The organism is Aliikangiella coralliicola (genome assembly GCF_007004725.1).
Classification (GTDB): Bacteria; Pseudomonadota; Gammaproteobacteria; order Enterobacterales; family Kangiellaceae; genus Aliikangiella; species Aliikangiella coralliicola.
Genome location: NZ_ML660160.1, coordinates 128208 through 143330 on the forward strand (window position 1 = coordinate 128208; position 15123 = coordinate 143330).

Consider the following 15123-nt stretch of genomic DNA (forward strand, 5'->3'; position numbering starts at 1 on the left):
ATATACTTTTAAGGATGGAAATATTTGGCCTATTGTTATGATCGTCATTGCTGTTGCGCCTTACTTATCAGCTAAGATCAGGAGTTGAGAGTTGAAACAACCAGGCACTCAACCTATGGTCAATCTCTTACAGACTTTGTATCGAGTAACCTAATCGTCGGCATTTGAGTGTCTGATTTATCACGTCGGTAGATTTTCACTGAGTCTATAAGAAGCAAAAAAAGACCTGTCGAAAAAATGTTTCAGCTCGATGATGATAGCGCTAGAAACTCTGTTTTCGAAAAGTAAAGATTAGCTGTGATTCACAGAATTTATCGTCGGCGAATCACAGCTCGGAAAATCATTTAAGCGATCATTGAAGGGCTTTTATAATGCTCTTTATTGACTGGAATAACTTGCTTGCCAGCCATCTTCCGTGACTATGTCGTCGCTGGTGAAATGTATTAACATTTTTCCGCTATCGGCGGTAATCGCATTCGGAACGCTATTACCACTAAATTTTCCTAAAATTGGCGCGTTAGTACTTTCGCCATTGTAGATAGTAACAAAGTCATAATTGCGTTCTGTTTTAAACTCAGAAAAATTAAGAGTGACTGAACTAGCTCCTCTAGGTTCAATAAGAATTTTACAATTCATATTGAGCCGATAATTCCAATCGTGACTGCCATCACTAATTTCGTCTGCACTATTAGTAAAAGAAGATTCGCCTTCGCAGAATGGGACATCTTGAAGATCGCGCTCAGGAGCTGCGCGCACCATTGCCATTCGTTGGTTAAAGGTGTAACCGCGAACTGCAGGAATGTCGATACTATAATAGCCATTCATATTGCCGCCCCAGCCCCAGTTCATGTGATATTTATCGCCATCGTATCCGTCCACGATCCAGGCATGACCAATACCGAGTTCTGGATCGAGGCCGGTTAAAATAAAGGGGCGATTATCGGCTAGTTCGTTTTGCGCCATCTGATGCCACTCTTCTGAGGTAAAGTCAGATTTATATTCAAATCCATTGGTTACATATCCAAAATGTTTTTCGAGGGCTCTTGGAATAAAGCGCATCGGTGCTAGCGTGACATCATATCCATAGAGTGCGTTTACCGAGGCTCCGGCATGATACATAATTTGCGAAACTTCCCATTGATGCCGACTATCGGTTTCTTCAGTAACCTTATCTGGCATCCAAGGCCAGTAGTAATAAGAAGACCCAAAGTCGACCACAATTTCTTCCTGATCATATTGAGTATAGCTATATCGATGCTCGCCGCCTTGGGCGTACCAGGGGTACATATGAAATCGCAAGAATTGGGCTATGGCTGTACCAACGCATCCAACTAATTTTTCATCCGGAGTTTGATCGTCATAAAATCCGTTTTGCGACCATTGTGTTGTTGTCATGGGTTGGACTGGGGAAATTGACTTGGCACTTTTCAAGGCGTGGCTTTGACGGAAAGTACTTGGAGTTTGCCGGTGTGCCTGAAAAGCTTTTAGCTGAGCTCTATGGGAGCTTAGCCATTGTTGAATTCCAGGATTATTAACAATATCAAATTGTTCGGCGTTTTTAGGGCCGTAAGCTAGAACGGGATTAGAAATTGATTGAGCGGAAACGAATACAAATCCCTGGTGGTTTAGCTGCATTAAATAGATTAGTGGTTGACCACTTTCTTCTTTAATTGTCTTGATTTGAGTGATTTTGTGAGCAGTACCTCTTTCAGAGATAAATCCTTTTTCTGCAGCAGTTTGCAAGGCAATTACTTGGGCTTGATCAAGTGAAATTCCGCTCGCGTGAGCTAGGTTACTGGCAGCGAATATTCCAGCAGTCACTAATCCCGCCAGATAGTTTCTTGGTTTCATTATCATTCCTTTTGTATAAGATTTTATGAGTGGTATTTAATATTGTGCACATTGTAAATGTTTTGGGTGGGGCCTTAATTTCTTTTAGTTATAAAGAATTAATTAAGAAGTGTTCAATTAAAGCAGCGTAGGCAGGACCTGATTTAGGCCAGTCAGATTCAGGCTAAATAGTGAGTGGACAGTCAGAATAAGTAAGTTAAATAAAAGCACGTAAGATTCATTAGCGAAAAGTGTTTTGCCAATAATTTGTAGAAAAAGTGTCGGTGAAATAGTAGGTGATTATTACCAGATGGTGACTGTTTTATCGTACGTCCAACAACTATTTTAGCCAGCATTTTATTAATCAATAAAATCAATGAGATATGCTAACACCTTCCATATTTACTATTTTCTGTCCTAATTTTAGTACCGTAATTATATAGTAAAGTCGTATCTTTCCTGTGGTGAGTTTTGAACGTTATCTTTCTAAATGTTTGAAGACTGAGAATATACAAAACTCAAAGGAAGTGATTACAACTTGCCGCTTTATTATGAGTCAAGTTGATTCACTCAAGAATAAACTTATCGATTTTGAAAAAGTTTAGTAACGGAAAGTTTTATTTGTAGGTAGTGTTTTCTGTGTTGCCACAGTGAATGTTTGTATCAATTATTTAAAGGAAAACAATGAAAAAATTTAAAATTAGTGCACTACTCGCAGTAGTTCCATTTGCACTTACTCTTTTACCGTTTAGCTCAATGGCTTCTGATCTTTCCGATAATGAGAAATTATCACAATGCGGAAGGTATGTTTCTCAAAGTCTAGCCTCTGAGGTCAGGTCATACTTGCAAACAACTGGGTCAGATGAACTTGAAACTCGAATCAGAAATTCCAGACTTTAAAATTAAGGAAGTCAGAGATGCAATTAACTGGTAGTACCCGAGTACCAGGTTGTAATTTTTTAAAACGAGAGCTTGAACAAAAAATGAGTATAATGCTTATTCCAAAAGCCATCGTGCTTAACGAAATGGGCGGTCCTCTTTTCAAGTTCATCTGCCCCCTTACCGTGGACCTACCTTTGAACAGATTTTTTTGGACAGAAAGCTAAGATGAAGAAAAGTCAATTTAATATAATAAGTGGTCGATTGATTCGTATTCTACTTATCATCATCCTACTTGTAGGCACCCTATTCAGTGTTGTTACATTATGGTTCTTGTCCGATGAGAAAAGTAAAGTTCGAAATGCTGAACCGGTCCACCATAATACGGCTTCCGTCCAACCTATGAACAACAAACCTTTCGACAAGGTTGTTGAGCGAGAGATTAAGTCGGGTCAAAATATTCAACAGAGGTTTGATTGCATCGGCAAGATTTTGAATGATGTGGATTCCGAACAACTTGAGAAATTTAAGAAATGGGAATCCATTGAAGAGTCGTTCCAGTATAATGAAGCGTTTTCTTCTCAATTGGCCTATGCTCTTGTCTCTAGCATTAATCGTGACAGCCTCACTGATGAACGATCTGCCAAGCCCGCAAAAAATCAGTTAGCATTGTTAGAAGCTTTTTCACGCAAGCACCAGGGTAATTCGTTGGTTGACTATTTCTTAGTATCAAAATGCGTCGAGAAAGAAGTGCTCGGGCATTGCGATGAAAGTATCGTTTCTAATGCTGTCGTTAACGATCCCAATAATGGTGCGCTATGGTTTCAAATTGCAATGTTAGAAGCGAGCAAAAATAATATTGAAGAGGTTATCTCTGCACTGGAGCAAGTTGTTGCCGCGCCGAATTTTAATATGTATTGGTCTGAGTCGGTCGATATTTTTGATGATGCACTCGAGTCCGCCGGAGTCGATGATTATATTCAAAGAATGAATGCTGCAGTTAAATTCGCTGGAAAGCTCATAACAAAATCAAAGTCGACTGCAGATTTATCTAAATTCTGCTTGGAGCAATCTGAGGGAAGAGCTGATATCGCTCAGCTATGTTTAGGTTTGGGCGATAAGCTTGTAGTCAATGCGAAATTTGTGATTGAAAAAAGGTCGGGTTACGGGCTTCAAAAAGCGGTTTACCGAGTATTAAACGATGAAAGAAGTATTGAAATGCTTGAGGAGCAAGAAAAGGAAGTTCGGCAAGCTTCGAAACCGGTAAATAATGCTTTTCAGTTATTGTCGATTGATGCCGAATTGGAGCGTTATTGGTTTGAGCAACTCAAATTTTTTGGAGGGATTGAGGCGATTAAAAAGCTCAATGAGGAAGTGAACAGATTAACTGAAAATCCTGATTATAATCCTTGTTTGAAGTAAGAGTTCGAGTCTATTTTCGAATGCAAAATCTTAAACTAATAGCCTATCTAAAAAAATAGCAGACACTATACGCTTGAAAGTAAGAAAACCAAACTTACGCGAATTCATACTAATGAAATTTTTGAAGCCTGGCTAAAGTAAAAATTCAGTAAGTCTTTGTTTGCAGACAGATGTCAGATAAAAACTAAAGGTTAAAACAAACAGACATTCGGCTTATGCTCAATCTTCTACAGACTTTATGTCGATATTACTAATATAGAACTTAATGAAAGATGCTTTTCTCAAATTTGGTGTCTTGCCAGGATTTAAAGCCGAAATGTTTATCAGTGAATGTTTATTTTGTTTGTAAGCTATTCATTGGCAGTTGAGAGTCTGGTTTCTCGGTCTTTTGTTTAAAGCACTCGTGCTTAAATAACGATACTATTATTGAATAATATTACTTTCTAGCCTAAGACGCGGCGAAGGAATAATGACCCTATCAAAATAACAACTTTTAACACAAAATTACTCATTATTTTAATAGCAACTATATATACTCAGCACATCTATAAAATCAAGAAAGACAACTACCTTGCGAGCTACACACCTGCGAAAATTACCCTGTATGAACCTGTATAAAATGCAAGTATTCCTTTGCCAACCAAGAACGTCGAGAAGCAAACTGATTAATAGTTTAATACCAAAAAAACTGTGGCGTTTTCACATTATAAAAAGGATGCTACTTGGTTACATTCTAATTACAGCATTCCAAGTGAATATAACTTATGCAAAAACTTTTAATGTTGAAGATGGATGTGAATTTAACGGCTCAACGATTAGTGCCGTCGGCGATGGACAAACAGACGATAGCGCTGCTATTCAGCACTGCTTGTTGGCGGCAGGTGAATGGTGGCGCACACAAGTTTGGGAGGCTAACAACGCAAGCACTGAACAAGTAGAAGTTTTAATACCAGCCGGAAAATACTTTGTACAGGGACAATTTCTCACTACTTTCCCGCTACGCGGAGCATATGATCCTTACTTGCCTCAATATGGTGTTTTTGTGCTGCCACCAGGCGTAAAAATACGTGGCGAAGGTCTCGACCAGAGTATTATTAGTCTCACTCCCACTTTCGAAAATCGAACTTCCGGAGAAGGAAAACGTATCGGTACTCATGTGTTTATGGGCGGTTTTGAAAAACAAACGATACCTACCGATCCTAATTTTACAAATGGTTATAATAACTATTGTAATGATGTTCTGGCTGAAGAACAAAAAGATTTATTATGTGAAATTAGTGATGATGGTCGGAGCGAATCTGTTTATAAATTACGAAGCTTTTGTGGACAACTAGAATCCCAAAATCATATCGCTTTAAATTTGGTTTGCGGGAAGCCAGAAACACAAGAAGACCCCCTAACGCCAGAAGAAAAAGAAGCACAAGAAAAATATATCAGTGCTACCGGTAGTTTTAATACATTGGCTAACTTGCAAATCCGTGGCGATCGCGAAGGGATGCTTGCCTACCAGTCATCGGAGAATAATATAACCCGAATACGTTCAGTCAGCAGCGCGATCGCATTACTGGAAGGACATGAATTACTAGTTGAGTATACACGGCTGGCTAATTTTTATCGGACGATTTTTGCTATCCATGCTAATGACGTTACTATCCGAAATAATCATTTTCATAATGGTTGGAAAGCACATATCGCGATATTGCAGCCAGTTTCTCACCGTCCGCTGAAGAAACCCTGGAACGATACGGTAGTGACTAAAAAAGGCAAACTATTTATTGGAACCAACTCTTTGACTAATGATGTTTTTTTCTTACGTGACCTTGAGGTTTTAGAAAAACAGGGGGTCAATATTAGTTATGCGGTTTTGATGGGGATGTTTATTTCAGGAAATATCAGCTCTGCTTGCCAAGAAGCGACTGTTGTCAATAATACACTGACTAGCGCCCGTATTGAATTTCACATCCCTTGCCAATCGGTCGAAATTATGCGCAATACAGTGCTCTTTAACGCTCTCCCCATTCGGCTTGGTAGTCATTTTGTTAATAGTCGTTTTGGAATGGGAATACGCAGAGTATTATCCGGCGAATACCAAGTTAAAATTTACGATAACGATTTGCGAGAAAATTTGTCGGGCATTCATGTTTTGGGTTGTAATGATCGTAAAGTAGACGATACCCGTTGCAACAATATTCTTGACGATCAAGTCCTGATAAGCGGAAATCGCTTAACTCAATTTCTTTCTTTTGATAAAAAAGAGAGTTATTCAAAAAACGACCCACGTTATTGGGCATATAAAATGCAATCATTTAGCCCTTATGACCGCCGCCCCAGTGGAATATCAGTGTTAGATATTAACGGTGTCGATATCAAGAATAATGTGGTTACAGGGTTAGAACCTGGTTCACAAATGTATGGCATTGGTATTGCCAATTCGTTTTATAACATTCGTGCGGGAGATCATCCACAAGTACATCCATATGGCGGTGTTTTCTACAATAAAAACATCAGTCTCACTGGTAACGAGGTTAGCTTTCGAGCTGGTGGCGCCTCGCAAAACGTTGGTGTTTATGTAGAAAATACTCTGCAATTGGAAATGGCTGAAAACAATATCAGTAGTAATCTTTCCAATCGGTTAATTAACGCTTCAGTCGCGGCGGGTGACGATACGAGTGACTTTTGTAGCCGCACTCTATTTGATATTACCAAAGCTGAATGTAAACGACTCATTTTCGCCAACGGGCATATTATGGATAATCCTTATAGAAATTGCTTCATCTCGCATGATGGGCCTGTTAGCGGAGTTTGCGGCTTTTCACAAGCGCTCTATGATAAATATGATTACTCTGCTGGTTACGTTAAACATGATGATGAGATTTTTGATCCTGACGACTGAGCCTGTTAGATCTTTTCAGATAAGTTAGCATGAGAAAATTAAAGGGCCATGGATGGTCTCTAAGAAAAAGGTATCAGAGAAAGGTATTAGGAAAAAAATAGCAGGCACTCGGCTTATGGCCTCTCGTGTTTTGATTTCAGTGTAATCGGGTGTAATTTAGTTAGTATTTCAAACTGGTTAGTATGTCTGAATTCGTATAGTGATTCGGCTTGTTAAAATGCCAAGATATCAAATTATATGCTTATCGTGCAATTTGGCAACCACGAGAAATGCAAGTGATGCACACCAGGCAATAGCTATTGAATTTCGTTCTCCTGATACTCAATTTTCTGGTGCTTGCGCAATACACGGTACGCATCAAATAAATGTGAATCTGATACCGGAAATAGTTCCTGCTATTCCCAGGGTGGAAGGAAGAAGTCCCAAAAGGACTAAGTTAGAAACTCAACGCTCTTCACCTGGAGCACAGCATACCTCGCCGGCACCTTTAGCTGCATCACGTAGGCCGAATCTGCCTTCAACAGTACTTACACAAAGACGTCGAAGACAAGTACATTCTCATCAACATAATCATCCTAGACTGCAGCATGAATTAGCATCATCTTCATCAAGCAGCTCAAGTTCATCAACGAGCAATGTTGTAAGAAAAAGACAGCGCAATCGCCGGCGGATAGTCCTCCAATCAGCAAAGGGGCTCGATATTATTATTGGAACTTTGATTGAAATATTTCATTCCGAGCGGCTTAACCAGAATATGTCTATAATTCGGACGATACTCGACTATTTACATTTTATTGGACCTGTTGACTATGTTCGTATTGCCGAGGGGCGAACTAATAGTCCGTTTCATAATTGGCTAAGGAGCGGCTTATCAAGTCAAGTTTCTCCACATTTCGGTTCATTACAAAAAGACAGAAATAGAAGTAATTTCTACCGATATCCTCTTAAGGTTGAGGAGGTTAACTTAGGCTTGTTGACCCTGGCTCGGAACGCATTTGATTCTATTAAAGCCAGGCTACCGGCGTTACCAAAAAATCGTCGTTTGCTGCAACAAGGTTCGCTACAGGCAAAGCAACGAAGAATAAAAGTCACAAGTTGGTCAAAAAATACTTATGTGAAAGATTCACATGGGAATCTAGTTCCGTTTACGTCAGTTAACTGCGGGGCTGAAGCGGTGACATACACGAACAGGTCGTTTAACGCAGTTAATTTTAATGCTCCGGGACACGAGTCTGCAATTCAAAGTATCAATGGAAAAGGAGAGCCATTACCTCTATGTGAGGGGCACCAGCATGCTGAAATGCGGTTGGTCGATTTTGCTATCAGAATTGGCGCGCGTCTTAAGTTTATTGCAGTGGATAAACCATTCTGTATTTTTTGTGCGGCACAGCTTTACGCTTTGGGCTATGAAGGCGCACTGAGTATTAATACTAGTTACCGTTTTGGTAATTTACAATCGTATACTTTTTCACCTTATGTACTAAAATATCGGTTCGTGAGAGAGCGATTTTGGGGGCGTCATATCGATGAGCAATTTATGAAACTTTCGGTAGAAGATAAAATAATTTTCTTGCAACTATTAGCGGACCAAGCTGATGGTACTAAATCGTATTTATGTCAACAACGATTGCGGAGAAATAGGGCAATAGACTCTACAAATTTAGGTCCCAGTACTTCTTCGAGTAGTTCTGCTGATTATTCTACTTAATAGAAGTTTTTTTGAAGAGAAGCAAGCTGACACTTGGCCCATGAGCAATCTCCTGTAGACTTTGTGTCAATTTACCTAATTTCGAACCGAATGAAAGATGCTCTTCCCAGATATTATTTTCTTGCAAGGTTTTAATGCTGAAATACTAATCAGTGAAAGTTTGTTCCATTTGTAAGCTATTTTCTGGCAGTTGAGTGTTTAGTATTTTGTTCTGTACAAAAGCCAGCTAACGGTTTTGCGCCGTTAGCTGCCATTCATTAACGTCTGGTTATATTATTCAAAAACAAAGCTACCTGTAAATTTCTTAGCATTTTCAGGTCCACATTCTGTAGGGTGAAAAATTGGCTTTATAGGAGTTTTAGACGCGTATGCAGCAAGTAAAGCGCTGTAAACACGATCAGCAACTTTTTCATCTAAGGAGCTCCAATAAAAACTCCATTTATTGTTATTCGCACAACCTGCTTTTCCTGCGTAAACATCGCCCTGAACAATGATCACACTTGTGGCGTAAATGTACATCTTTTCGATAACTGCAGATTTCCCTCCCCAATCACTGGCTTGTAGTTGAGTCGCCGAGATCAATAAAACCATACCTAGTAAAAACTTCATACTCTTTCCTTTATAATTTCAAATTTGCAAATTGTAACGCTGATTATATGCAGAAAATCACCTCATGAAACAAGGTTTTTCACTGCAACTAGTTGAATATCTATTATTTTCAACAGTTTATAGAACTCACAGAATTCGCTCACGCGGAATTATATGAGTCTGGGTCCATATAATATCAAAACTCGATAGGAGACAACTAATTTGTTTTAATTAGTTAGTGAGGTATGAACTTTCTATGAATAACAAATGCTTGAAAAATATAAGTTTTGCAAAGTAATGTAGGTTGGGTTGAGCTTGCGAAACCCAACAATATATTTGAGAGCAAAGGAGAAATAAATTTTTTAACCTATGGTGACTTAAGAAAAAATTTCAAGTGTTCTGTTCCCGGTTTCTCAGCCACCCGGTCAACTCATCAACCGGCATAGGCTTAGCATAAACATAACCCTGAATTAAAAATACATCGCGCTCTTTTAAGTATTGTACTTGTTCTTCACTTTCAACCCCTTCAGCGATAACTTTCAATCCGGATGTATTGACAAAAGAAATTATCGATGTCAACACCGATCCCTTAACATCATCTTTTCCGATCGTATCAACAAACATCTTGTCGATTTTTAATGTACTGATATCTAATTCCTGAATATAAGAAAAACCGCCATAACCTGTACCAGCATCATCTAACTTTAACTCGATTCCTTGTTGGTAGAAATCTTCGAGATTCTCTCGAGCTTCAGCTAGATCACTAATTTGCATTCTCTCTGTTATTTCAAGAGAAATGGATGCGGCCGGTATACTATTTTCTTGTCTTAGCTGCTCGATTAAATTGAAAAGCTGTTTGCTTTTAAGATGTTCAGGAACAATATTAATGCTCATGAATTTTTCGCTTTTATCCCAACCCAATAATTTAATCGATTTAACTGTTCGTATAATAAGTTGTTCAGTAATATCAATAATCAAGTTACTCGATTCAGCAAACGGAATAAATTGATAAGGGGGAATAATCGAACCGTCTTGCAGTTGCCATCTGGCTAATACTTCCGCTCCGACAACTTCACCATTTCGACTATCGACAATGGGCTGAAAAAAAGGCACAAACTCGCCACTTTTTAACGCGTGTTTGATGGTGCTCTCAATCGAGGAGCGTATTCTGAGTAGTTTGTTAGCAATTAGCGTAAAGATTGTCGCGAGAATAGCCGAAAAAATAATTGCGCTAACCCAACTGAGTTCAGTGTAATAATCATATAAGTCTTTGGTTCCGCGCACATAAAGAGTCACAGAGATCATTTCGTTAGTACGCGAAGCGCTGTACTGAATAATCCCTGGCTTATTCATCGGCAGACTTCGAAATTCCAATGTTGGTGTACCGTCAATGACAAAGTCATATTCCAGGCAATTTCTGCAGGCAAACTCTGTCAGATAGTCAATCATAAATGGATTAATACTGGCAAAATAACGACTGTCTGCATGAGAGCGTATCATTAACAAATCCAAACGGCCGTTAGCATTTTCCTTGGTCGCCAATGCCAGGTTATCGGCGAGTTGATGGTTCTCGGCGCTGACTATACGATCATGATAGTGGCTTAGGTCAACATCGATGGGTTCGCTGGCACAAGCTTCCTGATCTCCATGTTTTACACCAATGAGTCGTATAGAAGGGTGCTCGAATGCTAATTTTGCAAGCTGCTTTATAGATTGTCGGTTACAAGAAAAACTCAGTGGGGCTGGCAGTGAGTCGAGCACTTCTCGCGCTTTGGTCAGCGCATCGTGAAATTGGTAGAGCAATTTTTCCGCATCGTTTTTCAGAACATTTTCAACATAGAAATGGTTAAAATACCTGACGCCGGCCAGCCCTGAAGCAAAGACAATAACGAATGTTAATATTGTTAAATTCCTGATCATTGGAATTCTCATATTTGATAGGTAGTCAATCAGAAAATGTAGTCGAATACCTTCACTTTAGCAATTTAAGCGAATATCTATATTTGAGTTATTGGGTGCATTAAAAGTTCTAAACAAGAGAAACTAATTCAATCTGATGTAAGCGCTTGGATATTGTTTGAGTTCGATATGAGTGATAAGGTGGCTGCCTGGAAAAATTACTAAAAATATTATCAGGCGATCTGGTTTTAAAAGAGGCGTTTTATGAAGTTTTTTTATGTGTTGGCCATTGTTACTATGCTTGCAAGTTGCTCAGGTAAGCCAATTTACAATATTGAAAAAGCATACGTACCTACACCAGTTAGTGGTGAGCAGTTAACTATCAAACAAGTGGAAAGTGCAATACTATCTGGCGCTATGAGAAAAGGGTGGAGTCCAAGAGTTATCAGTCCTGGATTGATTGAGGCTCATATTACGGTGCGCTCTCACATGGCTGCAGTTGAAATAGCCTTTACCGAAAGCTATTACAGTATTACCTATAAAGACAGCCGAAATTTAAAATACGACAAAGGGAAAATCCACGGAAACTATAATAGATGGATTCATAAACTGTCTGGGGCAATACAAAAACAATTTGGTGTACGTACGCAAAACTTCTGAACATTAACAATACCGACGATAGCTCTGCTGTTCATAATCTAGGTTAGGTAGAGTTTACTAAACCCAAAAAAATGTTTGAAGTTAAAAGATATTCCAATTTTTTTGATTCTATGGATGACTTGAGAAGGTTGTTGGTTTTCCTTCGTCTACCCAACCTACAGACTTTAATATTTATTTAAAGTAAAAGAACTCCAGTTAGAATAATAAGAAATGGAATTACTCTTACCTTGTACTAATTTTTTCTGTTATTCAAACGCTTCATTTTTAAAATTTTCTATGCTGATTTTAACTTCAAAACACTGAGCTACCTGGCTCAAAATAATCATCAGTGCAACGAGTATATGGCTATATTATCTTTGTACCCAATAAGATAAAAAGCGCATTATTTACCTTTTATTTAAACAAAATTCCTTTTATCTTTCGCTACCCGCTGAGAAAAAGTCAGGCTTAATATTGTTAGTGGCAACTCATTTTATTTCAATTGAGAAGCTTGCGATTAAGTATTTTTGAATAAGCCTATTTTTGTTTTATCAAGTCTCTCGGGTAGATAACAAATAATAAAACTATAAAACCACAAAGCTACATAATAATAAAATAATAAAACCACAAAATGAGGAATTAAAAATGAAGTATCCTTTGAAGAAAGCAGCCATAGCTGTCACTACATCTATGCTGGGGATTGCTATTTCAACTAGCGCAAATGCTATTGGGACAGAACAGTTAAGTGTTTATATGGATCCTGAATCGGGTCTCGGTGGACAAAACGCCATTACTAACCAACAAGTTGACGGTGCAACTAAGCGTTATATCCTGAAATATAAAAAAACATCGGCTAACACCTTGACCAAAGGTTCCGGTCAGCAAATGTTTAACGGAAACGCTGCCCGCAGTCGTTTATTAAATCACGGTGCCAATGTTAAATTTGAATTGCCTCGTCAACACGCGGTTGTCGCAGAATTAACTCAACAACAACTCACTGAAATTGCTAAAGACCCCGATTTTTTGTCGTTCGAAGTCGATCAACCTCGACGATTAATGGCTGAGTATAGTGACGATGCCGGTGATCCCACATTAACCCAGTTAACCCCTTATTCAATTTACCAATCTCAAGCGAATCAACTTACGCTTCAGCCAGGAATGAAAGTTTGTGTTATCGATTCTGGACTTGCCGGTAAAAAAGGTGTGGCTGGTGACAAAAATAACGATTTCGATTGGAGCGTTATTACCGGCTCTGACGATCCTGAAGGCACCGGAGACTGGGACGCTGATGGTGGACCACATGGTACTCACGTTGCAGGTACTGTCGGTGCAGTAGACAATGATTTTGGCGTTGTTGGTATGGCGCCTGGCGTGCCGATGCACATTGTCAAAGTATTTAAAAATGGTTGGGCTTATTCGTCTGACTTAGCTCATGCTGCCGGTGAATGTATCGATGCCGGGGCAAATATAATTACCATGAGTCTTGGCGGCGGCGCGTCGAATGCCACCGAAGAAAACGCATTTAAAACCTTTACTGAAAATGGTGGGCTGGTATTGGCGGCGGCGGGCAATGACGGCAATACTGATCGATCATTTCCGGCGGGCTATAAGTCAATTATGATGGTTGGCGGTAACGACGCAGACAACAACATCTACACCAGTTCACAGCACCCGAATTGTACGATCGATGGTGAGACTGATGATGGCTACTGTGTTGAAGTTACCGCGGGCGGTGTTGATGTCCTTTCGACCTATCCAGCCGGAGGGACGACTGTTGCCAGTTTATTAATTGACGGTGATGGTGCTGTTGCCGCGGCGATGGATAATAAAGGCGAAGTATCAGGTTCAACTTTTTTTATGGGCACAGCTGAGAGTACAAATTCGGCAGCCAACGGTAAAATTTGTGTGATTGATCGCGGTAATATTACTTTTCATGACAAAGTAAAAAATTGTCAGGATAGTGGAGGAGTTGGTGCCGTTATCATCAATAACGAAGCAGGTGTACTTCGCGGAACATTAGGAGACAGCAATGCCACCAGTATTCCAGCGGTAGGTGCCGCGCTTGAGAATCGTGCGGCAATTATTGCTGCGACTAACTTGAATATTTCAATTAAGTCGGGCGATTATGGTTATATGTCAGGCACTTCCATGGCGACTCCCGGTGTTGCCGGTGTGGCTGCGCTGGTTTGGTCTAATCACCCATCTTGTACCGGTACTCAAATCAGAAATGCTTTAAAAGCAACCGCGTTTGATGCGGGTGATGCAGGTAAAGATGACAAGTTTGGTTACGGTATTGTAAAAGCGAAAGATGCGAGCGACTACATCACCGCGAATGGTTGTGACGGCACAGGAAACGGTGGCGGTGGAAACAACGACAGCGTTTTGACAAACAGAGTTTCGGTTACTGCTAGCGGCGCTAAAGGCAGTGAAACTCGTTTTACATTGGAAGTGCCTGCCGGTGCAACTGATTTAAAATTTGCCATCACCGGTACTGGTGGTAATTCGAGCGGTGATGCTGACCTTTATGTTAAATTTGGTTCTGCGCCAACAACTGCCATCGGCGACTACGATTGCCGTCCGTGGGTTGGTGGAAATGAAGAAACCTGTCTGGTTTCTAATGCTCAAGAAGGAACCTATCATGTCATGCTACACGGCTATGGTGATTTTGCGAATGTGTCGTTAACAGGCTCTTATACTGAAGGTGGCAGCGGCGGCGGTGCGGCGAGTTTTGAAAATGCCAATAACTTTTTTATCCCAGATAGTAATAGCACAGGTATTACGAGTTCTATTGTTTCCACTCGAAGTGGCGCGTCTAATACCGTGACTGTTGATGTCGATATTATCCACACTTACATTGGTGACCTGACGGTTGACTTAATCCATCCTGATGGAACCGTGTATAACTTGCATAATCGCACCGATGGCTCAGCGGATAATATTATCAGGCGGTATTCTGTAGATGTAGGAAGCAAGGATTCTGCAGGCACATGGAAATTGAGAGCGAGAGATTCTGTGAGTAGTGATACTGGTTATATCGACCGTTGGAAGATTTCATTTCAATAGTATCTAATTGAAAGTGCGGATTTATAAATTCGATTGAGTCAGATTAAAACGGTCCTTTGTGGGCCGTTTTTCTGTTATTAATTAAATAATAGTTTCATGGTAAAGTCAGCTGCGCGAAATCAATTGTTGATTCTTTAAAGATGAAAGTTTATTTTGTTGAAAGGATTCGCGTTATTCACACGATGAGTGGCAGGAAATGGAA

General features: G+C 39.8%; 8 protein-coding genes. 5 read left to right on the plus strand and 3 right to left on the minus strand.

What is annotated here, in order from left to right; genetic code table 11:
• Positions 1 to 378 precede the first annotated feature (378 nt).
• Positions 379 to 1851 (minus strand): C10 family peptidase, encoded by a 1473-nt coding sequence (locus tag FLL46_RS00535; protein ID WP_168203978.1) that lies wholly within the window; start codon positions 1849 to 1851, stop codon positions 379 to 381.
• Positions 1852 to 2937: 1086 nt separating this feature from the next.
• Between FLL46_RS00535 and FLL46_RS00540 the strand changes: the two genes are divergently transcribed.
• The 3 genes from FLL46_RS00540 (at position 2938) to FLL46_RS00550 (ending at position 8732) form a co-directional block, all read left to right on the plus strand.
• Entirely contained in the window at positions 2938 to 4131 is a 1194-nt protein-coding gene (locus tag FLL46_RS00540; protein WP_142891467.1) for a hypothetical protein, read from the plus strand.
• A gap of 751 nt (positions 4132 to 4882) precedes the next feature.
• Entirely contained in the window at positions 4883 to 7024 is a 2142-nt protein-coding gene (locus FLL46_RS00545; RefSeq protein ID WP_168203979.1) for a glycosyl hydrolase family 28-related protein, read from the plus strand.
• Positions 7025 to 7277: 253 nt separating this feature from the next.
• A complete protein-coding gene (locus tag FLL46_RS00550; protein ID WP_142891469.1) occupies positions 7278 to 8732 on the plus strand; it encodes a hypothetical protein in 1455 nt (484 codons plus the stop codon).
• A gap of 273 nt (positions 8733 to 9005) precedes the next feature.
• Here the strand turns inward: FLL46_RS00550 and FLL46_RS00555 are convergent, their stop codons facing one another.
• Positions 9006 to 9341: a hypothetical protein gene (locus tag FLL46_RS00555; RefSeq protein ID WP_142891470.1), complete on the minus strand. Its 336-nt coding sequence runs from the start codon at positions 9339 to 9341 to the stop codon at positions 9006 to 9008.
• Positions 9342 to 9710: 369 nt separating this feature from the next.
• A complete protein-coding gene (locus tag FLL46_RS00560) occupies positions 9711 to 11240 on the minus strand; it encodes an EAL domain-containing protein (RefSeq protein ID WP_168203980.1) in 1530 nt (509 codons plus the stop codon).
• A 243-nt stretch (positions 11241 to 11483) separates the two neighbouring features.
• On the opposite strand from FLL46_RS00560, the gene FLL46_RS00565 reads away from it, so the two are divergent.
• Positions 11484 to 11879 (plus strand): hypothetical protein, encoded by a 396-nt coding sequence (locus tag FLL46_RS00565; protein ID WP_142891472.1) that lies wholly within the window; start codon positions 11484 to 11486, stop codon positions 11877 to 11879.
• A 624-nt stretch (positions 11880 to 12503) separates the two neighbouring features.
• Entirely contained in the window at positions 12504 to 14921 is a 2418-nt protein-coding gene (locus FLL46_RS27770) for a S8 family serine peptidase (protein WP_142891473.1), read from the plus strand.
• Positions 14922 to 15123 lie beyond the last annotated feature (202 nt).

Bases quoted from the DNA above. Each gene is read 5' to 3' on its own strand.
- FLL46_RS00535 (WP_168203978.1), bottom strand. From the start codon at position 1,851: ATGAAACCAAGAAACTATCTGGCGGGATTAGTGACTGCTGGAATATTC.
- FLL46_RS00565 (WP_142891472.1), top strand. From the start codon at position 11,484: ATGAAGTTTTTTTATGTGTTGGCCATTGTTACTATGCTTGCAAGTTGC.
- FLL46_RS00555 (WP_142891470.1), bottom strand. From the start codon at position 9,341: ATGAAGTTTTTACTAGGTATGGTTTTATTGATCTCGGCGACTCAACTA.
- FLL46_RS27770 (WP_142891473.1), top strand. From the start codon at position 12,504: ATGAAGTATCCTTTGAAGAAAGCAGCCATAGCTGTCACTACATCTATG.
- FLL46_RS00560 (WP_168203980.1), bottom strand. From the start codon at position 11,240: ATGATCAGGAATTTAACAATATTAACATTCGTTATTGTCTTTGCTTCA.
- FLL46_RS00540 (WP_142891467.1), top strand. From the start codon at position 2,938: ATGAAGAAAAGTCAATTTAATATAATAAGTGGTCGATTGATTCGTATT.